Annotated in this window: 21 protein-coding genes and 3 pseudogenes; 7 read left to right on the plus strand and 17 right to left on the minus strand. The window is 58.4% G+C overall.

What is annotated here, in order from left to right; translation table 11 throughout:
- Window positions 1-81: 81 nt before the first annotated feature.
- The 14 genes and pseudogenes from ACR3E4_RS04765 to parC form a co-directional block, all read right to left on the minus strand.
- Window positions 82-175: pseudogene (locus ACR3E4_RS04765) on the minus strand (50S ribosomal protein L23); the annotation flags it as partial.
- A 5-nt stretch (window positions 176-180) separates the two neighbouring features.
- Entirely contained in the window at window positions 181-1,215 is a 1,035-nt protein-coding gene (locus ACR3E4_RS04770; RefSeq protein WP_480536296.1) for a fatty acid desaturase, read from the minus strand.
- Window positions 1,216-1,381: 166 nt separating this feature from the next.
- Entirely contained in the window at window positions 1,382-1,678 is a 297-nt protein-coding gene (locus ACR3E4_RS04775; RefSeq protein ID WP_008757532.1) for a 50S ribosomal protein L23, read from the minus strand.
- Entirely contained in the window at window positions 1,675-2,292 is a 618-nt protein-coding gene (rplD, locus tag ACR3E4_RS04780; RefSeq protein WP_155148664.1) for a 50S ribosomal protein L4, read from the minus strand. Before rplD ends, ACR3E4_RS04775 begins: the two co-directional genes overlap by 4 nt.
- Window positions 2,289-3,014 (minus strand): 50S ribosomal protein L3, encoded by a 726-nt coding sequence (rplC, locus tag ACR3E4_RS04785; protein WP_008758167.1) that lies wholly within the window; start codon window positions 3,012-3,014, stop codon window positions 2,289-2,291. Before rplC ends, rplD begins: the two co-directional genes overlap by 4 nt.
- Window positions 3,015-3,032: 18 nt before the next feature.
- Window positions 3,033-3,347: a 30S ribosomal protein S10 gene (rpsJ, locus tag ACR3E4_RS04790; RefSeq protein WP_008756422.1), complete on the minus strand. Its 315-nt coding sequence runs from the start codon at window positions 3,345-3,347 to the stop codon at window positions 3,033-3,035.
- Between the two features lie 174 nt (window positions 3,348-3,521).
- The gene (locus tag ACR3E4_RS04795; protein WP_480536297.1) at window positions 3,522-5,363 is read right to left on the minus strand and encodes an amidohydrolase; all 1,842 of its coding nucleotides are present in this window, start codon (window positions 5,361-5,363) and stop codon (window positions 3,522-3,524) included.
- Between the two features lie 126 nt (window positions 5,364-5,489).
- Window positions 5,490-5,717: pseudogene (locus ACR3E4_RS04800) on the minus strand (EF-Tu C-terminal domain-related protein); the annotation flags it as partial.
- A 64-nt stretch (window positions 5,718-5,781) separates the two neighbouring features.
- The gene (locus ACR3E4_RS04805) at window positions 5,782-6,885 is read right to left on the minus strand and encodes an acyltransferase family protein (RefSeq protein ID WP_480536299.1); all 1,104 of its coding nucleotides are present in this window, start codon (window positions 6,883-6,885) and stop codon (window positions 5,782-5,784) included.
- 4 nt (window positions 6,886-6,889) lie between these two features.
- Window positions 6,890-7,879, minus strand: a complete 990-nt coding sequence (locus tag ACR3E4_RS04810) for a sterol desaturase family protein (RefSeq protein ID WP_480536301.1) — start codon at window positions 7,877-7,879, stop codon at window positions 6,890-6,892.
- A gap of 325 nt (window positions 7,880-8,204) precedes the next feature.
- Window positions 8,205-8,480 (minus strand): annotated as a pseudogene (locus ACR3E4_RS04815) (integrase core domain-containing protein); the annotation flags it as partial.
- 237 nt (window positions 8,481-8,717) lie between these two features.
- A complete protein-coding gene (tuf, locus tag ACR3E4_RS04820) occupies window positions 8,718-9,893 on the minus strand; it encodes an elongation factor Tu (protein WP_480536682.1) in 1,176 nt (391 codons plus the stop codon).
- Window positions 9,894-10,008: 115 nt separating this feature from the next.
- Complete coding sequence (locus tag ACR3E4_RS04825; RefSeq protein WP_480534826.1) at window positions 10,009-10,602, minus strand: hypothetical protein; 594 nt, start codon at window positions 10,600-10,602, stop codon at window positions 10,009-10,011.
- A 99-nt stretch (window positions 10,603-10,701) separates the two neighbouring features.
- Window positions 10,702-13,050 (minus strand): DNA topoisomerase IV subunit A, encoded by a 2,349-nt coding sequence (gene parC, locus ACR3E4_RS04830; protein WP_480534824.1) that lies wholly within the window; start codon window positions 13,048-13,050, stop codon window positions 10,702-10,704.
- A 200-nt stretch (window positions 13,051-13,250) separates the two neighbouring features.
- On the opposite strand from parC, the gene ACR3E4_RS04835 reads away from it, so the two are divergent.
- The 6 genes from ACR3E4_RS04835 to ACR3E4_RS04860 all read left to right on the plus strand — a co-directional run bounded on the left by ACR3E4_RS04835 (window position 13,251) and on the right by ACR3E4_RS04860 (window position 17,559).
- The gene (locus ACR3E4_RS04835) at window positions 13,251-13,856 is read left to right on the plus strand and encodes an SH3 domain-containing protein (RefSeq protein ID WP_480534820.1); all 606 of its coding nucleotides are present in this window, start codon (window positions 13,251-13,253) and stop codon (window positions 13,854-13,856) included.
- 69 nt (window positions 13,857-13,925) lie between these two features.
- Entirely contained in the window at window positions 13,926-14,753 is an 828-nt protein-coding gene (locus tag ACR3E4_RS04840) for an SDR family NAD(P)-dependent oxidoreductase (protein ID WP_480534817.1), read from the plus strand.
- Window positions 14,754-14,832: 79 nt separating this feature from the next.
- Window positions 14,833-15,033, plus strand: a complete 201-nt coding sequence (locus tag ACR3E4_RS04845) for a twin transmembrane helix small protein (protein WP_480534836.1) — start codon at window positions 14,833-14,835, stop codon at window positions 15,031-15,033.
- A 3-nt stretch (window positions 15,034-15,036) separates the two neighbouring features.
- Window positions 15,037-15,609 carry a cob(I)yrinic acid a,c-diamide adenosyltransferase gene (locus ACR3E4_RS04850; protein ID WP_480534815.1) on the plus strand — a complete coding sequence of 191 codons (573 nt, stop codon included), beginning with the start codon at window positions 15,037-15,039 and terminating at the stop codon, window positions 15,607-15,609.
- 262 nt (window positions 15,610-15,871) lie between these two features.
- Window positions 15,872-16,630 carry an electron transfer flavoprotein subunit beta/FixA family protein gene (locus tag ACR3E4_RS04855; RefSeq protein WP_480534813.1) on the plus strand — a complete coding sequence of 253 codons (759 nt, stop codon included), beginning with the start codon at window positions 15,872-15,874 and terminating at the stop codon, window positions 16,628-16,630.
- A complete protein-coding gene (locus tag ACR3E4_RS04860) occupies window positions 16,630-17,559 on the plus strand; it encodes an electron transfer flavoprotein subunit alpha/FixB family protein (protein WP_480534811.1) in 930 nt (309 codons plus the stop codon). Before ACR3E4_RS04855 ends, ACR3E4_RS04860 begins: the two co-directional genes overlap by 1 nt.
- Window positions 17,560-17,619: 60 nt before the next feature.
- Here ACR3E4_RS04860 and ACR3E4_RS04865 read toward each other — a convergent pair whose 3' ends face one another.
- Window positions 17,620-18,429, minus strand: coding sequence for a DUF6473 family protein (locus ACR3E4_RS04865; protein WP_480534809.1), 810 nt, complete (start codon window positions 18,427-18,429; stop codon window positions 17,620-17,622).
- Window positions 18,430-18,592: 163 nt separating this feature from the next.
- Here ACR3E4_RS04865 and ACR3E4_RS04870 point away from each other — a divergent pair, with 163 nt between their 5' ends.
- The gene (locus ACR3E4_RS04870; RefSeq protein ID WP_480534807.1) at window positions 18,593-19,468 is read left to right on the plus strand and encodes a 3-hydroxybutyryl-CoA dehydrogenase; all 876 of its coding nucleotides are present in this window, start codon (window positions 18,593-18,595) and stop codon (window positions 19,466-19,468) included.
- 78 nt (window positions 19,469-19,546) lie between these two features.
- Here ACR3E4_RS04870 and ACR3E4_RS04875 read toward each other — a convergent pair whose 3' ends face one another.
- Together ACR3E4_RS04875 and ACR3E4_RS04880 are read right to left on the minus strand one after the other, a co-directional pair.
- Window positions 19,547-20,437, minus strand: coding sequence for a lysophospholipid acyltransferase family protein (locus ACR3E4_RS04875; protein ID WP_480534805.1), 891 nt, complete (start codon window positions 20,435-20,437; stop codon window positions 19,547-19,549).
- 34 nt (window positions 20,438-20,471) lie between these two features.
- Window positions 20,472-20,741, minus strand: coding sequence for an HPr family phosphocarrier protein (locus ACR3E4_RS04880; RefSeq protein ID WP_480534803.1), 270 nt, complete (start codon window positions 20,739-20,741; stop codon window positions 20,472-20,474).
- Window positions 20,742-20,749 lie beyond the last annotated feature (8 nt).

A 20,749-nucleotide genomic window follows, 5' to 3' on the forward strand; every position in this document is an offset into this window, starting at 1 on the left:
CAAGCATTGATTTCGACAAAGTTCTAAACAAAAAACCCCGCTTGCGCGGGGGCCTTTATCTCTCTCCAAAGACAAGTCTGATCAGAGACCGGTGGACACATTGATGGTGTTCCCCTCTTCCAGGGTCACATATGCTTTTGACGTTTTAGAGACGGCCCAACTGGCTGCGGAACCTGCCTCTCACCCATACAGCGCGCGGGCTTCGGCGAAGGACAGCAGGCGACGGCTTTGCTCATCCCACAGGTGCAGGCGCGCGTTGGCGAGGCTCTCGCGGATGGTCATCCGGTTGCTGTTGGCCAGTTCATCATGATCACGCAGCACTTCGGTCAGACGATAGAACGGAATGCGGCTGTACAGGTGGTGGACGTGGTGGATGCCGATATTGGCGCTGAACCACTGCAATACAGAGGGCAGGATATAGTGCGAGCTGCCGTGCAGGGCGGCCTCGTGCAGTTGCCAATCCTTGTCGGGGTCCCATTGCGTCTCTTCAAACTGGTGCTGCACGTAGAACAGCCAGACACCCGCTGTTGCGGCCAGCAGGGTCGATGGCAGGAAGATCAGCAGCAACGGCATCAGCCCACCGAAATAGTATATGGCCAGCAGAGCCAGAAGTATCGCCAGGTTGGTGGCCATGGCGCTGATCCAGAATTTCAGGTGACCCGTCAGGCCAAGCGGCAGACGGTTCTGCAGCAGAAACAGATAGCCGGGCCCGAAGCCGAACAAGGTGATCGGGTGGCGATAGACCCGGTACCAGAACCGGTTCATCGGGCTCAGCGCCATATACTCGGCCACCGTCAGGGTGTGGATATCGCCCATCCCGCGCTTGTCCAGATTGCCCGCGCTGTTGTGATGCGTGGAATGCGTGCGGCGCCAGACGTCATAAGGCGTCAGAGTCAGCACTCCGATCACGCGCCCGGTCCAGTCGCTGAGCGTCCGGTTGCTGAAGAACGCCCCGTGCCCGCAATCATGCTGGATCGCAAACAGGCGCAGCAGAAAGGCGGCGTTGAGAACTGCAATCGCAAAAGCCAGCCAGTAGCTGACCGACAGCGACATCCAGGACAGCGCCCACAGGGCAATAAACGGCACGATGCTGACGCCAAGCTCGAACGCGCTGCGCAACTGGTTCGGCTCGCGGTATTTGGCCAGTGTCGACACCCAATCCCGCGCGGCGGTCACGTGTGGATTGCCCGGGTTCGGATGGATGGAATATGTCATGCGCCTGCCGTGTTTTTTGTCCTTAACCGGATAGCCTTCTGACCCGGCGTCGCAAGCGATTTATGGAATTGGCCCGCTGCCGCCAGGTCAATTTTGTGTGTCGCCGCCATACGAAAAAACCCCCGCTTTCGCGGGGGTCTTCCATTCATTCCAAAGACCGTTCCGATCAGAGACCGGTGGACACGTCGATGGTGTTCCCCTCTTCCAGGGTCACATATGCTTTTTTGACGTCTTTCCGACGGCCCAGCTGGCCGCGGAACCGCTTGACCTTGCCTTTGGTCACGGTGGTGTTCACCGCTTTGACCTTCACACCAAACAGCGCCTCAACGGCCTCTTTGATCTGCGGCTTGTTGCTGTCGATCGCCACTTCAAAGACAACCGCGCCATTTTCGGACGCCATGGTCGACTTTTCGGTGATGATCGGCTTGCGGATCACGTCGTAGTGTTCTGCCTTCGCGCTCATTTCAGACGAGCCTCCAGTGCTTCGACAGCCGCTTTGGTGAGCACCAGGGTGTCACGCTTGAGGATGTCATAAACATTTGCACCCATCGACGGTAGGATATCCAGACCTTCGATGTTGCGCGACGCCTTCAGGAAACCTTCGTTCACGGTCGCGCCGTCGATGACCAGAGCGCGTTTCCAGCCCAGGTTTGCAACCTGTTTGGCCAGAGCAGCGGTCTTGCCTTCGGCTTCGGCGTTCTCGATCACAACCAGTTCACCTGCCTTGGCTTTGGCCGACAGAGCGTGGCGCAGGCCAAGCTTGCGGAACTTTTTCGGCAGGTCGTGGCCATGCGAACGCGGGGTCGGGCCCTTGTAGATACCACCCTTGCGGAAGATCGGCGCGTTGCGGTCACCATGGCGTGCGCCACCGGTGCCCTTCTGGCGATAGATCTTCTTGGTCGAGTAGCTGGTTTCCGAGCGGGTCTTCACCTTGTGGGTGCCGGCCTGCGCGTTGTTGCGCTGCCAACGGACCACACGGTGCAGGATGTCCGCACGAGGCTCGAGACCGAACAGATCGGCGTTCAGCTCGATGTCGCCGGCTTTGCCGCCGTCCAGTTTGATTACATCAAGTTTCATGCTTCACCACCTTCCGCGGGAGCTTCTTCCGCAGGTGCTTCGGTTGCAGCCGATTTCACAGCAGCCGGGAAAGGCAGGCCTTCCGGTGCTTTCTTCTTCACGGCGTCCTTGACGGTGACCCAGCCCGATTTCGGTCCGGGAACGGCGCCTTTGATGAAGACCAGGTTCCGGTCGGCGTCGGTTTTGACGACTTCCAGGTTCTGGGTGGTAACACGGGCAGCACCCATGTGACCGGCCATCTTCTTGCCTTTGAACACCTTGCCCGGGTCCTGACACTGACCGGTCGAACCGTGCGAACGGTGGCTGATCGAAACACCGTGCGAGGCGCGCAGACCACCAAAGTTCCAACGCTTCATCGCACCGGCAAAGCCTTTACCGATCGAGGTGCCCGAAACGTCAACTTTCTGACCTTCCAGGAAGTGTTCTGCCGAAATCTCGGCGCCCACATCAATCAGGCCATCTTCGGAGACGCGGAACTCGGCCAGCTTACGCTTGGGCTCAACCTTTGCAGCGGCGTAGTGACCGCGCATGGCCTTCGAGGTTCGTTTTGCCTTGGCAGCACCGGCGCCCAGCTGAACGGCGGTGTAGCCGTCTTTGTCAGCGGTACGCTGTGCAACGACCTGCAGGTTGTCCAGGTGAAGAACGGTCACAGGGATCTGCTTGCCGTCTTCCATGAACAGGCGGGTCATGCCAACTTTTTTTGCGATAATACCAGAGCGCATAATCTATACCCTCCGATCTTACGACTGCAGCTTGATCTCGACGTCCACACCAGCAGCGAGGTCGAGCTTCATCAGCGCATCAACGGTCTGGGGGGTCGGATCAACGATGTCCAAGAGGCGCTTGTGGGTGCGGATCTCGAACTGGTCGCGGGATTTCTTGTCAACGTGAGGGCCACGGAGAACCGTGAACTTCTCAATCTTGTTCGGCAGCGGGATCGGGCCGCGCACGTTCGCGCCGGTCCGCTTGGCAGTGTTGACGATCTCTTGCGTGCTGGCATCCAGAACGCGATAGTCAAATGCCTTCAGCCGAATACGGATATTTTGGCTTTGCATAGATACAGCCTTTTATCAGGCGTTGAGGTTGAGAGGAGGACAGACGCGCATCGCCAACCCTCTTCGAACCCAAAAGGCGGGAATCACCCCGCCTTACGTTCTTACTAAGAACTCGCGCGTACTATAGGGACCTGAGCATTTTGGCAAGAGGCAAACGCAGCAAAGTAAGCACTCTTATTCACCTCTAGAAATGCCATTGGTTAGCCATGGATCTTCGACCTTCATTCCTTGGTAAACCGCGTGCAGAAAGAGATGCGCAACGACTGGGTCACTGGAAAATGGCGAAAAACGCAATCTTCCTTCTCTGACACCTTTTTCAGCCTCATAGACAACCTCGTCGCCCTTCACAGTTACAAGTACTTTGAGCTCGGCTAGTGTCTCTGGATCGATCGACCTGGGGTCATCAGACAAGATCACGAAGTCCGCGACTTTTCCAACTTCGATAGACCCTTTCTCCTCTTCTTCGAAGTGCTGCCATGCGGGCCAAATTGTCATGGCCTTCAATGCGGTCATGACATCAACCCTCTGATGCGGTCCCAAGATATCTCCGGAGCGCGTACGGCGCGTTACCGTAGCTGCAAGAACACGCATGCTATCTGGAAAGGCCACCGGTGCATCGTGATGCGTGCCGAACATCATGTCACGTTCGCGCAACCATCCTGTGGGTGAGATATTGTCTGCATTGACCGGCCCAACAGTATGATCTCGGTGCCAATCGCCCCAGTAAAACGTATGCATCGGGAAAAGCGACGGAAACACACCAAGGCGCTTAAAACTGGCGACCTGATCCTCTCGAAGGAACTGACCGTGAATCAGAACGGGGCGGTTGCCGGGGTCGCCATACTTGATCTGCGCCTCTTCGAGCGCGGCAATCAACATGTCTGATGCCCCTTCACCGTTGGAATGCACAAGAATTTGGAAATCGTTCTCGTAACACCAGTTCACGGCGTCCTGAAGTTGTTCCATGGTTATGGCGGCATACCCTGCGTATCCTGCGGCATAGTTTCCAACCGGATCATAGTAGGGTCGATCCCGCAAAGCCGTGAAGCCCTGCGGCGAACCGTCAATTGTCAGCTTGCAGCCCCCTACCCGAACCCTGTTGTCATAATCCGCCGAGGTGTTTGCTCCAATATACTCCCTCGACTCGAGAACATCCGGAAACGCTACAACGTCGATAGGAAGCCCTTCTTCAGCGGCAACTTTCCTAAGAACTTCGACGATTTCACCTGAGGATCGACCTTCTTGTCCGGTCGTATATCCAAACTTTGCCCAAAGTTCGGTCCCAGCTCGGGCAAACGCGGCAAGACCGTCCTCACCCAAATTCCCCAACATCGGCACGAGAACCGAAAAGAACGCGTATTCCTCCAGAATCCCATTTGCTTCACCGGCTTCATCGCGTTGAATAACCCCACCCGGAGGGGCCTCCGAAGCGGCCGTGATACCTGCCAACTCCAGCGCTTTCGAGTTTGCCACGCCCAGGTGTCCAGACTGATGAATAATGACAACGGGCAAGTCCTCAGACACCATGTCCAGCTCTTGTCGTGTCGGGTGACGGAGTTCCTTCAATTGAGCATTGTCGTAACCGAAACCAATGATCATTTTGACCTGTTCAACGGCCTGCGCATTCTCCTCGGCCCAGTCAGTCAGTGTGGATTGCAGACTGGCGATATCAATGACATCCCCGTCCGGTGGCGCAAGAAGATTAGCGGACAGTGCCTGCAAGCCGCCCATGACGACATGTCCGTGGCTATCAACGAACCCCGGAAGCATCGCGCGCCCTTCCAGATCATAGGTTTCGGTTTCCTCACCCTGATGTACCGACAAGTCAGATAGCGACCCAACCGCAAGAATGCGCCCGTCCTTGACTGCGACAGCGTCGGCGGACGGAGTCGTATCGTCCATCGTAATGATGGGCCCTCCGAGATAGATCCGGTCCGCAATCTGTTGTGAGGACGCTGCGGTAGATGAGAAAGCAACTGCTGCAACAAGACAAACTGAACGCGCCATAAAGTGCATCTTACGACCTCCTTCTAATTGCAATGTCTCAATACGAAAGAAGTTAGCATTACTGTTGGCTTAGGCAAAAACGAAAAAGGGCGTCCCAAGGGACGCCCTTTCTGTTCGATCATTCGCTCACGCGAATTATTCAATGATCTTCGACACAACGCCGGCACCAACGGTGCGGCCGCCTTCGCGGATGGCGAAGCGCAGGCCGTCTTCCATCGCAATGGGCGCGATCAACTTGACGGTGAAGCCGACGTTGTCGCCGGGCATAACCATCTCGGTGCCAGCCGCCAGGGTCATGGTGCCGGTCACGTCGGTGGTCCGGAAGTAGAACTGCGGACGGTAGTTCGCAAAGAACCGGCTGTGAAAAGAGGTAAACTCAATCCAGTCGAAAGTTCTGTTTGTTGATGGGTCTAAGGCTCATGACTGCTCAATGAGCGGTTTGATCTTCCCCGGGCTTGGGCGCCAAGACCGGCCCCCGCAGCCACCCTCGAATCTGTTTGATTGGTCGTTCGAAGCAGCGGGCGAAGACAATGCCGACCGCAAGCGAACCGGATAGGAGTATCAGGTCTCGACCAACGACATCCGCCAGTGCTGCGTCCAGAAGATGCAGCGCCGGGTAATGTGTCACGTAGATCGAAAAGCTGGCCCCCGCCAGCCAGCGCACAGGGCGTTCGCCGGGTACGTGTTTGGGGTTCAGGATCGCAATCCCCGCCACAAACATGGCGGTACACAGGCCGATCAGGAAGTTCCACAGGAATTCATCCGAAAACCCAAGAACCGCACGGGCATCCGTAACCCCCAGTGCCTTGGCTGTAGTGCCCGCCAAAAATTCAGGTACGCCCAGCATGTGCCCGGCCAGATAAACAAGGGTGCTCAGCAAGACCAATGCCCAGCCCAACTGGTGGCTCATTGTTGAAGGGCCGCCGGATTTGAACCAGCGCCACAAGGCAACCCCCATCAGCCAAGCGGGCATCAGCAACAGAATGTTCACCCCCGCAATCGCGATACTGGTGAACAGTATTGCGATGCGCGCGAACCCTCGGGTGAAAACGGCAATTCCGAAGAGAATATAGTAGGCCGCCTCATAGCTGAGCGACCATAACGGACCGTTGGTTCCAAGGCGCAGGCGACCGAATGCTGACCATTCATTCGAAAACGTCAGCCCGCGCAACAGAAACTCACCGGTCGGTTGCGGTTCGTAGAAAGGCACTGGATAGGCCCCGGGATCGAGCCGATGGCCATAGGCATCAAAAAGCAGCGTGAGGACCAGAGCCGGCACCATAACCGAAAGCAGACGTGAAATGCGATTGAACGCAAACCGGGACGCAGTGCCGTCGCGATCCGCCGCATAGGCGATAACACAACCCGAAATAACGAAGAAAACGATGACCGCATCACTACCAACATTCCACTCACGCAGAAAAGCGTAGCTGCCCCCGGTAAAGCGCGGGTAAGCGAAATGAGACAGAACCACGACCAGGGTCGCGGCGACCCGCAGCACATCCAGCCACAGTGACAGACCGCGCGTCATCCCGTTATTTCCGCCGGGTGACATCTTGCGGAACAGCCTTGAATTCAATCCCCGTCGCCTCTTGGAAGCTTTCGACAAAGGGACGGAACAGAGCTTCCCTCAGCGTTCCATGAGGCTGTTCGATCGGCTTGCCCCGAGCGTCAGCCAACCCGAACTCCAACTCTTCTTGGCCATGCGGGATATAGAGCGTCCCGAACATCCAGTCCCAGATGGCGAACACTTCGCCATAGTTCTTGTTGAAGTGTTTCTTGGCTCTGGAGTGATGTATCTGATGTTGAGCCGGGGAAATAAAGATATGCTCAATCACCGGCCCATAGCTGAGCCAGACATGACTATGCCGCAAATTCGCGCCCAACAGGTTGAACAGGAAATAACCCGCATTGGCGCCGCCGATTGTCAGCAGGTCAATCTTGCCGATCAGCAGAAAGAGCGCGAGCGCCTGCGCGGTACCCAAGCCAAAGCTGATGATGATATTCCGGATCACCAGGTACAACGGATGATTTCGGCTGACCGTGATGGGGGTCATGACTTCCGCCGAATGATGAACGGAATGGAACGGCCACAGCACCTTGTTTTCGTGGTGTATGTAATGTGTGCAGTATTTGCAGAAATCCGTGACAAGAATGATGATCAGGGTCGCAGCAGCACTTCTGCCCCATGACATTGTCAAAGGTTGAAACGGGCTGTCCTGCAGGGAAACCAGCTGATTCAATACGAAATTCGCAACGACCGGCACAAAGAGAACAGCCCCGAAAAATCCGACCGCTCCCAGCACCATATTGAGAAGAAACAGCTGTATGTCGACGATATTCGAGCGGTGTAGATAGACTTCGCGCGGCAGCAGGAAGCGCACGAAACTCGTGGGCCGTCCGCGAAACATCCAGATGGCGTAGACCATTACAACGGTGCAGCACAGATAAAAAATCGTGATGCGGGAATCAAAACCCGTCAAGGCGCTCTGGAACGCTGCCCAAATGTCATTGACCAAGCCCAACTGCAAACTCCCTCAACCGGACCGTTCTGCGATTTCCGCATCTTCAGCGAGAGCACATTGAACGCTAAATGCGCTAAAATAATGGCAGAACACCCCAATTGTTCAGAATCTGCGGGAAAATCAGCACATGTCACGACACAGCTCATGTCTGATGAGCACGGGTGCAAATTGTGGGAGACGGCTATGAAATCTGCCTGACATCTAAATCAATAAAGTGCGGGAATCACCCAGCCTTGACGTTCTTACTGAGAACTCGCGCATATTAGTGGGGTTTGGCAAGGGTTAGTGAGCTACTCCCCAATATTTGGACAGGTTTCAGCGTAAGTTAAGCTACTCTTTGCTCCTGCTGATCGGGGTTGGTTTCGTCTTTTCTCAGCCAATAGACCACGGCTGGAGGCTTGCCGCCAAGGGCGGAATGGGGGCGTTTGCGGTTGTAGAACTCGATCCACTTGCCGACACCGGCCTTGGCCTCTGATCCGGATTCCCAAGCATGCAGGTAAACGCATTCGTATTTCAGGCTCCGCCACAGTCGCTCGACGAAAATGTTGTCGAGGAACCGGCCCTTCCGGGTGCTGACTCGGCTGTCAGCAGCTATCCACAAACTTGGATTATTAGGCCGCTCTTCGTTCAGCCAAAATGCAATTGCAGTCATTCTAATCCTCGCTTCGAGTTGATGGCTGATTTCCCCAGCGGGTCAACCAGAACAAGAAATACTAATTCCCGAAAGAGATCCGTCAGCAGGAAAAAGGCCGCCCCGATATGGGACGGCCTTCTTTAGTTCTACAGTGTGGGCTCTCATTGCTCTTTCAGAGCAACTGCCGCCCACCGCGTTCCAAAATTATTCAATGATCTTCGACACAACGCCGGCGCCGACGGTGCGACCGCCTTCACGGATGGCGAAGCGCAGGCCGTCTTCCATCGCGATCGGTGCGATCAGCTCGACGGTGAAGCCGACGTTGTCGCCGGGCATGACCATCTCGGTGCCGGCCGCCAGGGTCACGGTGCCGGTCACGTCAGTGGTCCGGAAGTAGAACTGCGGACGGTAGTTCGCGAAGAACGGAGTGTGACGACCGCCTTCTTCCTTGGTCAGGATGTAGGCTTCGGCTTCGAACTTGGTGTGCGGGGTCACCGAGCCGGGCTTACACAGAACCTGGCCACGCTCAACACCGTCACGGTCAACACCACGCAGCAGGGCGCCGATGTTGTCGCCCGCTTCACCGCGGTCCAGCAGCTTGCGGAACATTTCCACACCGGTGCAGGTGGTTTTCGCGGTGTCGCGGATGCCGACGATTTCGATCTCGTCGCCAACGTTGATCACGCCACGCTCGACACGGCCGGTCACAACGGTACCACGGCCCGAGATCGAGAACACGTCTTCGATCGGCATCAGGAACGGCTGGTCAACAGCACGCTCAGGGGTCGGGATGTATTCGTCCACGGCCGCCATCAGTTCCTTGATCTTGTCTTCGCCGATGGCCGCGTCACGGCCTTCCATCGCGGCCAGAGCCGAACCCGCTACGATCGGAATATCGTCGCCGGGGAATTCGTACGAAGACAGCAACTCGCGGATTTCCATTTCCACCAGCTCCAGCAGCTCTTCGTCGTCAACCTGGTCAACTTTGTTCATGAACACGACCAGCGCAGGAACGCCAACCTGACGCGCCAGCAGGATGTGCTCGCGGGTCTGCGGCATCGGGCCGTCGGCGGCGTTCACAACCAGGATCGCGCCGTCCATCTGAGCGGCACCGGTGATCATGTTCTTGACGTAGTCGGCGTGGCCGGGGCAGTCGACGTGGGCGTAGTGACGCGCGTCGGTCTCGTATTCCACGTGGGCGGTCGAGATGGTGATCCCGCGCGCTTTCTCTTCCGGCGCACCGTCAATTTGGTCATACGCTTTGAAGTCACCAAAATACTTGGTGATCGCTGCGGTCAGCGTGGTCTTGCCGTGGTCAACGTGGCCAACTGTACCAATGTTGACGTGCGGCTTATTACGCTCAAACTTTTCCTTTGCCATTCCTCAGGCGCCCTTTTTGCAATTTGGGGGACCCGTGGTCCCGTAGGTTACATCTGCGCGCGCGAGATATTTGGTTCAGGGGGGAAAATCAAGCACATCCTGAGGGAAATGCGGATCAGGACGCCGGATTTTGCGTGACGGCCTCGGAATCGAGCGGCTGGATCAGGTCGGGGCGCTTGTCGAACCAGCCATCGTCCTTGTGTTCCTCGGCCAGCCACTCCTCTACCCGGTCGGCAACTTTCAGGGCCAGACCGTTCATCTGCTCTTCTCTGGTGCGCACATTTCCGGACCCGGTCAGGGCACTTTCACCGGTGGTATCTTCGAGCACCTGGAACTGCTTGCCCTTGGCAAGGAACTCTTTCTTCTCGACGTCATAGACATTCACCAGAACGATCGCGGTGCTTTTGGGGTTGTAGATCACCGGAATGCCCGGAGGGGCCAGCATATAGCCTTCAAGGCTGATGCCGATGTCGTATTCCTGCGCGCCCTCGTAACGGCCCAGACGAATATCAACCGCGTTCTGGATGGCCTCTTCCCATTCCTGAGGCGTCGCATCGCGGGAAACCGGCCCCTGTTTGGCTTTCTCCGCAAACGCATAATTCACACGCAGCTTGAATTCACCCAGGCTTTCGGGTTCCTCATAAACCTGTGTTTGCGTACACGCGCCCATCAGGGCCAGTCCGGTGATCAGGGTCAGAATGCGCAGCATGTCTCTCGTCTCGATAGGCCTGTTTTTCTTTGGATGTAGCGCACCGATACGGGTTGTGCCAAGCCGTATCGGCAGATTTTCACCTAACACGCGCCCCGATCACGAGAACTTATAATCCCGCGGGAAGCCATATGGGGGCTTTTTACCAACCCCTGCACGCTTGGCCAGCCACTGGGACATATCGGCCTCATGCCGGGTCTTGTCGCCGCCCATGGACCATTTCAGGCCCTCTTCCCAATTGAAGGTGGTGATATCCGACAGGCCGCCATCCAGCTCCAGCGTGCCCTGTCGCCCGCGCGCCATGTTGTATTTCTGCAGGCGCACGCCCTTGCCGCGCGTCATCTCGGGCAGTTCCTCGGTCGGGAACACGAGGAACTTGCCGTTCTGCGAGACGACGGCCACGTGGTCCCCTTCAACCGGCTTACAGATCATCGCCGTTTCATCGCCCTTGACGTTCAGTACCTGTTTGCCGTTGCGGGTCTGCGCCAGAACGTCATCCTCGGGCACCATAAAGCCGTTACCCGCATCCGAGGCCACCAGCAGCTTGCGCCCCGGCTTATGGATCAGGATGTCGATGATCTGCGCCTCGTTCGGCAGGTCGACCATCAGGCGCAGCGGTTCGCCCATGCCGCGCCCGCCGGGCAGGTTGGCGGCGCTGACGGTGTAGAAACGCCCGTTGGAGGCAAAGACCAGCAGGCGGTCGGTGGTTTCTGCATGGAAAATGAAACGCGGGCCGTCGCCATCCTTGAACTTCAACTCACGCTTCAGGTCGATATGGCCGGTCATGGCGCGAATCCAGCCCATCTGAGAGCAGACAACCGTGATCGGTTCGCGGTCGATCATCGCCTCAAGCGGGACCTCTTCGACTTGCCCGGCTTCGGCAAATCGGGTGCGGCGCGCACCACCTTCATAGTCCTTGCCGAAGGTCTTTTTGGTCTCTTTGAGTTGCTCGGCGATCTTCGCCCATTGCAGGGCGGGATCGGCAAGCAAATCTTCGAGGTTGGCGCGTTCCAGCATCAGCTCGTCACGTTCGCGGACCAGCTCCATCTCTTCCAGACGGCGCAAGCTGCGCAGGCGCATGTTGAGGATGGCGTCGACCTGAACCTCGGACAACTCGCCCTCGCCCGGTTTGGGCGTGACGTAGTCGGATTCATCTGTGGCGCGGACATGGTCGATGCCCCAGTCCTCGCGCATCAGCGCGGCCTTGGGGTCGTCGTCATAGCGGATGATGTCGATGACACGGTCGAGGTTCAGGAAGGCGACGATAAAGCCCTCCAACACCTCCAGACGATGATCGATCTTGCCAAGACGGTGACGCGAGCGGCGGATCAGCACCTCTTGCCTGTGATCGAGGAAGGCGCGCAGCACTTCCTTCATCGAGCAGACCTTGGGCGTCACGCCGTCGATCAGCACGTTCATGTTCAGGCTGAACCGCACCTCAAGATCCGAGTTGCGATAGAGCATCCCCATCAGCACCTCGGGGTCCACGTTCTTGGAACGCGGCTCGAGGATCAGACGGATGTCATCGGCGGATTCGTCGCGGACATCGGCGAGGATCGGGATTTTCTTGGTCTGGATCAGCTCGGCGATCTTTTCGATCAGTTTGGATTTCTGAACCTGATAGGGAATCTCGGTAACAACGATCTGCCATTGACCACGGCCCAGATCCTCGACCTCGAACTTGCAGCGCAGGCGGAACGAGCCGCGCCCGGTACGATAGGCCTGCGCGATATTCTCGGGCGGCTCGACGATCACGCCGCCGGTCGGGAAATCCGGGCCCGGCACGTAGTTCAGCAGCGTATCGTCACGGGCGTCGGGCGTCTTGATCAGATGCAGGCAGGCATCGCAGAGTTCCGAGATATTGTGCGGCGGGATGTTCGTCGCCATGCCCACGGCGATACCACTGGCACCGTTGGCCAGCAGGTTTGGAAACTGCGCGGGCAGCACAACCGGTTCGGTCAGCGTGCCGTCATAATTGTCGCGGAAATCAACAGCGTCCTCGTTCAGACCCTCAAGCAGCGCTTCGGCCACGATGGTCATCCGCGCCTCGGTGTAGCGCGAGGCCGCCGGGTTGTCGCCGTCGATATTGCCGAAATTCCCCTGCCCGTCGACCAGCGGATAGCGGACGTTGAAATCCTGTGCCAGACGCGCCATCGCATCATAGATCGCGGCATCACCATGCGGGTGATAGTTGCCCATCACGTCGCCCGAGATTTTCGCGGACTTGCGGAAGCCGCCCGATGCGCTCAGCCGCAGTTCGCGCATGGCGTAGAGGATTCGCCTGTGAACCGGCTTCAGACCGTCGCGCGCATCCGGCAGGGCGCGGTGCATGATGGTGGACAGCGCATAGGTCAGATAACGCTCGCCAATTGCGCGGCGCAGCGGTTCGGCTATCTCGCCCCCACCCTCGGGGGTCTCCATGTTGGGGTCGTCGATCGTGTCGTTCATACATGATGTGATACGACGCAAGCGCGCGCGGGTAAAGCAATCGGCGCATATTTTGCTGGGGACAAGTCGGGCTTTTTGCAACAGGGGGAGACAAGTATCGGAATTCCCCGGTTTTTCGACTCGGCACCCAATCTATGGTAAGCTTCCGAACATTAAGTCTGCTGCCTTTTATTGATGTTACGATTGCCAGGGGGTGCGCCATGACGCGCGTTATTGTTATCACTTTCGCCATGCTCGGCTGGAGCTTCTACGTGATGAGCGGAGGCCCCGAATTCGAGCCGCGTGGAACCCGCGCCGAACAGCCTGCCCGCGTTGCCTCAGCCCCCGCGCCTGCCCCTGCACCGCAGGCCGAAGAGCTGGTGACCAATGTCGCAGCCCGCGCCGTGCCTGCGCGTGTGCAGCCCGAACCCAAGGCCGAGACGGATGCCGTCGTCGTGCTGACGCAGGTCGCCAACGATCCGCTGACGCAACCCACCGCATTTGACAATCAGGGCGCGAGCTTCACGCTGGCATCGCTGGAAGATGGTCTTGCCGGGCTCAGTCAGGTTCCGGTCGAAGTTCAGGATGATGTGACACCCACATCTCAGGTGATCGAACCCGAGAAGGACATCCGCGAGATTTCGGGCACCCGCGTGAACATGCGCGACGGCCCCGGCACGATCTATCCAATCATCGCCAAGGGCGTGATCGGCCAACGGGTCGAGGTGCTGGGCGATTCGGGCACCGGTTGGCTGCGCCTGCGCCTGCTGCCGGACCAGCGAGTGGGATGGATCGCCGCATCGCTGGTGCGAAAGCCCACAAACTGACGCAACTGTGTCATTGTCCTGACCAGAACCACGCCATAGCTATAGGCGAGGTATACAGGCGGGGGCGATATGCAGAAATCGATTCTGATCACAGGCTGTTCATCCGGAATAGGGCTGGATGCGGCGCATGGGATGCGCGCGCGCGGCTGGCGCGTCTTTGCTTCGTGCCGACAGCAGCGCGACTGTGACAGGTTGCGCGCACAAGGTTTCGACAGCCCGCTGATTGATTACACCGATGCCGACAGTATCACCTCGGGCCTGCATCAGGTGCTTGAGGCGACGGGTGGCACGCTGGATGCGCTGTTCAACAACGGTGCCCACGGTCTGCCCGGCGCGGTCGAAGATGTCCCGACTGACGGGTTGCGGCAGATCTTCGAAACCAACGTTTTCGGCTGGCACGAACTGACCCGTCAGGTGATTCCGGTCATGCGGGCGCAAGGGCATGGGCGGATTGTACAGAACTCGTCCGTTCTGGGGCTGGTGGCCTATCCGTGGCGTGGTGCTTACGTGGCGACCAAATACGCCATCGAGGGGCTTTCGGACACTTTGCGGCTGGAACTGCGGGACACCGATATCAAGGTCATATTGATCGAACCCGGTCCTATCACCTCGAAAATCCGCGAAAACGCCATTCCGATGTTCGAACGGTTTATCGACTGGCAAAACTCGGCCCTGCGCAAGCGGTACGAGGATAACCTGCTCAAACGGCTCTACGAATCCTCTGGCCCCGACACGTTCGAGCTGCCAGCATCTGCGGTGACCGCCAAGCTGGCTCATGCGGTCGAGGCAAGGCGGCCGCGCAGCCGGTATTATGTGACAACACCCACCTATATCGCCGGTTATCTGCGCCGGATCCTTCCAACCCGCACCATCGATTGCATCCTGTCGGACGTCTGAGGCGAAATTACCCGTTCGCTTTTGCCCCCATCGGCGCTAGATGAAGGCCAAAGAGACAGAAAACACGGACGGTGATCTTATGGACCTGTTGATGGTCATATTGCTTCTGGCCATGGCGGCGGTTGTCGCTGTGCTGGTGATGGGCATTGCCAACTTCGGAAAACCCGGCAAGGACGCCGCGATGAAAAGCAACAAGATGATGCGCCTGCGTATCCTGTTTCAGTTCATTGCCGTGGTTTTGATCGTGCTCTACGTCTACCTGCGCGGACAGGGAGGGTAAGCGATGGTCGTACTCAACAAAATCTACACACGCACCGGGGATGACGGCAAAACCGCGTTGGGCAACGGCGAACGTGTGGCCAAATACTCCGGACGCGTTGCCGCCTATGGCACGGTGGACGAGCTGAATTCCTTTGTCGGCGTGGCGCGGACCGAAGCCGAAGGAGAGGTCGAGGCCGCGCTGGCGCGCATCCAGAACGATCTGTTCGATCTGGGCGCCGATTTCTGCCGCCCGGACATGGACAAGGATGCCGAAGCCGACTATCCGCCGCTGCGCATCGTACCGGCCCAGATCGACCGGCTGGAGGCCGAGATCGACGCGATGAACGAAACGCTGGAGCCGCTGCGCAGCTTCATTCTGCCCGGCGGGTCGCGGCTGGCGGCGCATCTGCATGTGTGCCGCACCGTCTCGCGCCGGGCCGAGCGGTTGGCTGTGGAACTGACCAACATGGAACCTGTGAACGAAACGGCGGTGAAATACCTGAACCGTCTCAGCGACTGGTTCTTTGTCGCAGCCCGCTGCGCCAATAACGGCGGTCGCGACGATGTGTTGTGGGTTCCGGGCGCGAACCGCTGAAAGCGGCAGCACGTCCTGCGGACGTGATGGCGACCGGAAGGGCGAAGCCCCGGCCCGAAAGGCGGCACGAACCGCTGATTGCGCCCGCCTCAGGGAAACAAAATTTCGTTTCTTGTCGAAAAATGACGAAACGCGACGTCCCGAAACCATGACGTGACGATTTTGCTCTGTTGCAGGCCATCGCGACCCGTTATCTAGGCCAGCGAGAGCATTGGTGGAGTCGCGACGCGGCTTGCCGTTTTTGTAAGGAGCATACGCAAAAATGAAGGTACTTGTGCCTGTCAAGCGCGTGATCGACTACAACGTGAAAGTTCGCGTCAAAGCGGATGGCAGCGGTGTTGATCTCGCCAATGTCAAAATGTCGATGAACCCGTTCGACGAGATTGCAGTGGAAGAGGCGATCCGCCTGAAAGAAGCGGGCAAGGCTGACGAAGTCGTTGCCGTTTCGATCGGCGTCAAGCAGGCGCAGGAAACTCTGCGTACCGCACTGGCCATGGGTGCGGACCGCGCCATTCTGGTGGTTGCGGCCGACGACGTGCACACCGATATCGAGCCTCTGGCCGTCGCGAAAATCCTGGCCAAAGTGGTCGAGGAAGAGCAGCCGGGCATCGTTCTGGCGGGCAAACAGGCGATCGACAACGACATGAACGCCACCGGCCAGATGCTGTCGGCCCTGCTGGGCTGGAGCCAGGGCACCTTCGCGTCCGAACTGGACATCGAAGGCGACACCGCTAAGATCACCCGCGAGGTGGATGGCGGCCTGCAGACCATCAGCGTCAAGATGCCGACCATCGTGACCGTTGACCTGCGCCTGAACGAGCCGCGCTATGCGTCGCTGCCGAACATCATGAAGGCAAAGAAAAAGCCGCTGGATGAGAAAACTGCCGCCGATTACGGCGTCGACGTCACCCCGCGTCTGGAAATCGTCAAGACCGATGAGCCGCCGGCGCGCGCTGCTGGTATCATCGTGGGCTCGGTTGATGAGCTGGTCGAGAAACTCAAAGAAGCGGGGGCTGTGTAATGGCTGTTCTTCTTCTCGCAGAGGTTAACAACGGCGAGCTGTCGGTTGACGCCACCGCCAAGACCGTTGCCGCCGTCAAATCGCTGGGCGACATCACCGTTCTGGCCGCAGGCGGTTCTGCCGCCGCCGCTGGTGAAGCCGCCGCCAAGATCGATGGTGTGTCCAAGGTTCTGGTCGCCGAAGATGCCTCGCTGGGTCACCGCCTGGCGGAATCGACCGCAGCCCTGATCGTGGGTCTGGCCGATGGCTACGAGCATATCGTTGCCCCCGCCACCACCGACGCCAAGAATGTAATGCCGCGCGTTGCCGCGCTGCTGGACGTGATGGTAATCTCGGATGCGTCGGGTGTGGTTGACGGATCGACGTTCGAACGCCCGATCTATGCGGGCAACGCGATCCAGACCGTGAAATCGAACGACGCCAAAAAAGTCGTCACCATCCGGACTGCCAGCTTTGACGCGGCGGGCGAAGGTGGTTCGGCAGCGGTCGAGACCATCTCGGTCGGCGACAACCCCGGTCTGTCGTCGTGGGTCGAAGACAAGGTTGCCGAAAGCGACCGCCCCGAGCTGACCTCGGCTGGCGTTGTTGTTTCGGGCGGTCGTGGTGTTGGCTCGGAAGACGATTTCAAACTGATCGAAACTCTGGCCGACAAGCTGGGCGCTGCCGTTGGCGCATCGCGCGCCGCCGTGGATTCGGGCTATGCCCCGAACGACTGGCAGGTTGGTCAGACCGGTAAGGTTGTTGCCCCCGACCTGTATGTCGCTGTCGGCATCTCGGGCGCAATTCAGCACCTGGCGGGTATGAAAGACTCGAAGGTCATCGTTGCGATCAACAAGGACGAAGAAGCGCCGATCTTCCAGGTTGCAGATTTCGGACTGGTTGCCGACCTGTTCCAGGCGGTACCGGAACTGACTGAGAAACTCGGCTGATCTGACGACGGCTTTCGTCGATACTTCCTTGAAAGGCCCGCCATTGGCGGGCCTTTTTCGTCAGACCGTCAATTCCTGAATAGCACGGTATAGTATACCGGCGATCCGGCGATGGGTGGCCGGGCCAAGCATGTGTTCCGCTATCGGCTGCTGTAATGTGCCGAACAGCACATCCTCAAGATCGTCGGACACGCCGGAAACCTGAGCGCGCATTTGCACGATCTGCGCGCAAAGAGGCTCAAGAGATTTGAGCAGTGCTGCCCCAACCGGCAAAGCGACATGACCCGTTTCGCCTTCTTCAACCTCAAGCGCCAGTATCACGACTGGTGGAACGATCTGTACGAGAAACGATTTGAGATGGCCAAGCCAGCTCTGGCGGAGTTCCTGCAGAACGAGTTCGAACCGTGTGTCCCGATGCGATTGCAAACGCCCAAGCAGATGGCCGATGAAATGCACATCCGTAAAATCCTCTTCGGGATAGAGCTGCACCAAATCCGGTGTCGGAGCCACAAAACGATCATTGCGACGGGGATGCACGCGATAGAACCGGTTGGAGTGACCGCCCAGATCGGGAAGCTGCAGCACACACAGCTCTGACGCGTTGGCAAGGGCCAGCAGACCGGGATCCTGCACCAGAGCTTCGGCACCGCAATAAAGGCTGCCGAAGTTTATACAGCACTGGTTGAGGCTTTGTTGCAGGATCGCCGGGTAAGGTCGGTCCACGAATCGGCCAAAGGTCTCTTTGCCGCCCAAACAGGCCACATATGGCCGGTCCAATGCCCGTTCAGGGCCCCGAAAGCGCAGTTTCGACACTGCATAGCTGCACGTAAGCTCAGCGGGGTCCCCCACGCCGATCGTTTGATAGCTCATATCACTCACCCAAATTTTCACCCGGTTGCCATCTTGCCGCCGCAGATGTTGAGAAAACCCTAATGCGCGCATTTGAAGCGAATTTGACCGGCCCGATCCCCTTGCCGCCCGCCCGGAACTGCCGATAATGTCGCGCGTAACCTGCGAGCAAAGGCACCGGAACATGGATGTAAAATCAGTCGGAGTGATCGGCGCCGGGCAGATGGGCAACGGCATCGCCCATGTCATGGCCCTGGCGGAATATGATGTTCTGCTCAATGACATCAGCCAGGAGGCGCTGGACAGTGCGGTGGCGACGATCGAGGCCAATCTGGCGCGGCAGGCCTCGCGCGGGAAAATCTCCGATGCCGCACTTCAGGCCGCGCTGGGACGGATCACGACCACGCTCAACCTGCCGGATATCGGGCAGACCGATCTGGTGATCGAGGCCGCAACCGAACGGGAAACGGTCAAACAGGCCATTTTCGAAGACCTGCTGCCACATCTGCAACCGCATACGATTCTGACCTCGAACACCTCGTCGATCTCGATCACGCGTCTGGCCAGCCGCACGGACCGGCCCGAGCGGTTCATGGGGTTCCATTTCATGAACCCTGTGCCGGTCATGCAACTGGTGGAACTGATCCGGGGTATTGCCACCGATGAAGAGACCTTCAGTGCCTGCAAAACGGTGGTGGACCGGTTGGGCAAAACAGCGGCCAGCGCCGAAGATTTCCCGGCCTTTATCGTAAACCGTATCCTGATGCCGATGATCAACGAGGCGGTTTATACGCTCTATGAAGGCGTCGGGAATGTGCAATCCATCGACCAGTCGATGAAGCTGGGTGCGAATCATCCGATGGGGCCGCTGGAACTGGCGGATTTCATCGGCCTGGACACCTGTCTGGCGATCATGAATGTGCTGCATGACGGGCTGGCGGATACCAAATACCGCCCCTGTCCGTTGCTCACTAAATATGTCGAGGCCGGTTGGCTGGGGCGCAAGACCGAGCGCGGGTTCTACGATTATCGCGGCGAGGTTCCGGTGCCGACACGGTAGGAATTGAGAGGGCCAGCCCTCTCTTGAGCCTGCAGCTCAATTCACTCCCGAGATATTTTTGGCCAGATGAAGAGCGGATCAGCGCTTGCCAAGAGCGAGTGTGTGATCGCGGAGCCAGGCCATGAAACCACGCGGGTCGCGTTCCAGCAGCGCCATGTCTTCGTCCGGGATCGGCTCGCCGATAACCGGGGATTGCGGCTTGTTGCAGGAGCGGACGATCTCGTGCAGCAGCAGGCCCTGACGCAGGATTGGTGAAATCCGGTTTGCGATCTGGTACCAACGCGAATTGCTGCCCGGGAAGAATATCGGCACCACCTTGGCACCCGAGCGGCGGATCATCTTGGCGGTGAAGACATTCCATTCGCGTTCGATTGCAGGACCAAACCAGTCATCCGACGACATCACAACGCCCGACGGAAACAGCGCCACGACGCCGCCATCAGCCAGATGGTTCATCGCCTTGCTGCGCATTTCCAGCATTTTCGCCTGCGCTTCGGGGTCGTGCGGAAACGGCACAGGGATCATGAAAGAGGTCGCGGCCTCATCCAGACCGGTCAGAACCGAACGGGTCAGGATGCGATAATCGCTGCGGACCCGGCCTATGAGCTCGGCAAAAATCATACCATCGACCATGCCGTGAGGATGGTTGGCGACAACCACAACCGGGCCATCCTTGGGAATTCGGGCGATCTGCTCGGCCGGGGTGGTCAGCTCGATCCCCATGGTCCTGAGCGCGCCGCCCCAGAATTTCTGGCCCCGGTAATGCTCGTTCCGCTTTTCGAACTTATTGACCATACGCAGAATGGTCAGCTTGCCGGTGCACCATTCGATGGCCCGGATGGCGGTCGACGTCCAGGCATCGTCAAACGAGTTGGCGTAGGTCAGGGTTCTGCGGTCGTAAATCTCACCCTGATCGGTGTCCTGATCCACTACAGGACCTGTCTTGGTATCGTGCGTGGTTTCCGCCAATTGCCTGGTCTTTCCGTCCTTGATGTCGCGGCAGTCAGAACCCTTCGCCGAACTTGTCGTTCACCAGGGTTTCCAACGCTTCTGCCAACGCCTCAGCATCCGGGCCGGACGTCTCGACGTCAATAGTGGTTCCGCGCGACGCTGCCAACATCAAAAGGCCCATGATACTGTCGCCCGAGGCGGAAAGCCCCTCGCGCGACACCTCGGCGCGGGCGTCAAAGCCTTCGACCACCTCGACCAGCTTCGCCGAGGCGCGGGCGTGCAGGCCCTTTTCGTTGATAATTTTCAAACTCTTGGTCGTCATATGAATCT

It is taken from the genome of Ruegeria sp. AP11, from assembly GCF_056535865.1.

What these genes read in the sequence shown, in the direction of transcription:
- ACR3E4_RS04850 (WP_480534815.1), top strand. Translation starts at nt 15,037, where the DNA reads ATGGTCGTACTCAACAAAATCTACACACGCACCGGGGATGACGGCAAA.
- rplC (WP_008758167.1), bottom strand. Translation starts at nt 3,014, where the DNA reads ATGCGCTCTGGTATTATCGCAAAAAAAGTTGGCATGACCCGCCTGTTC.
- ACR3E4_RS04865 (WP_480534809.1), bottom strand. Translation starts at nt 18,429, where the DNA reads ATGAGCTATCAAACGATCGGCGTGGGGGACCCCGCTGAGCTTACGTGC.
- rpsJ (WP_008756422.1), bottom strand. Translation starts at nt 3,347, where the DNA reads ATGCAAAGCCAAAATATCCGTATTCGGCTGAAGGCATTTGACTATCGC.
- ACR3E4_RS04805 (WP_480536299.1), bottom strand. Translation starts at nt 6,885, where the DNA reads ATGACGCGCGGTCTGTCACTGTGGCTGGATGTGCTGCGGGTCGCCGCG.
- ACR3E4_RS04845 (WP_480534836.1), top strand. Translation starts at nt 14,833, where the DNA reads ATGGACCTGTTGATGGTCATATTGCTTCTGGCCATGGCGGCGGTTGTC.
- tuf (WP_480536682.1), bottom strand. Translation starts at nt 9,893, where the DNA reads ATGGCAAAGGAAAAGTTTGAGCGTAATAAGCCGCACGTCAACATTGGT.
- ACR3E4_RS04870 (WP_480534807.1), top strand. Translation starts at nt 18,593, where the DNA reads ATGGATGTAAAATCAGTCGGAGTGATCGGCGCCGGGCAGATGGGCAAC.
- ACR3E4_RS04860 (WP_480534811.1), top strand. Translation starts at nt 16,630, where the DNA reads ATGGCTGTTCTTCTTCTCGCAGAGGTTAACAACGGCGAGCTGTCGGTT.
- ACR3E4_RS04770 (WP_480536296.1), bottom strand. Translation starts at nt 1,215, where the DNA reads ATGACATATTCCATCCATCCGAACCCGGGCAATCCACACGTGACCGCC.
- ACR3E4_RS04825 (WP_480534826.1), bottom strand. Translation starts at nt 10,602, where the DNA reads ATGCTGCGCATTCTGACCCTGATCACCGGACTGGCCCTGATGGGCGCG.
- rplD (WP_155148664.1), bottom strand. Translation starts at nt 2,292, where the DNA reads ATGAAACTTGATGTAATCAAACTGGACGGCGGCAAAGCCGGCGACATC.
- ACR3E4_RS04840 (WP_480534817.1), top strand. Translation starts at nt 13,926, where the DNA reads ATGCAGAAATCGATTCTGATCACAGGCTGTTCATCCGGAATAGGGCTG.
- parC (WP_480534824.1), bottom strand. Translation starts at nt 13,050, where the DNA reads ATGAACGACACGATCGACGACCCCAACATGGAGACCCCCGAGGGTGGG.
- ACR3E4_RS04855 (WP_480534813.1), top strand. Translation starts at nt 15,872, where the DNA reads ATGAAGGTACTTGTGCCTGTCAAGCGCGTGATCGACTACAACGTGAAA.
- ACR3E4_RS04835 (WP_480534820.1), top strand. Translation starts at nt 13,251, where the DNA reads ATGACGCGCGTTATTGTTATCACTTTCGCCATGCTCGGCTGGAGCTTC.
- ACR3E4_RS04775 (WP_008757532.1), bottom strand. Translation starts at nt 1,678, where the DNA reads ATGAGCGCGAAGGCAGAACACTACGACGTGATCCGCAAGCCGATCATC.
- ACR3E4_RS04795 (WP_480536297.1), bottom strand. Translation starts at nt 5,363, where the DNA reads ATGCACTTTATGGCGCGTTCAGTTTGTCTTGTTGCAGCAGTTGCTTTC.
- ACR3E4_RS04880 (WP_480534803.1), bottom strand. Translation starts at nt 20,741, where the DNA reads ATGACGACCAAGAGTTTGAAAATTATCAACGAAAAGGGCCTGCACGCC.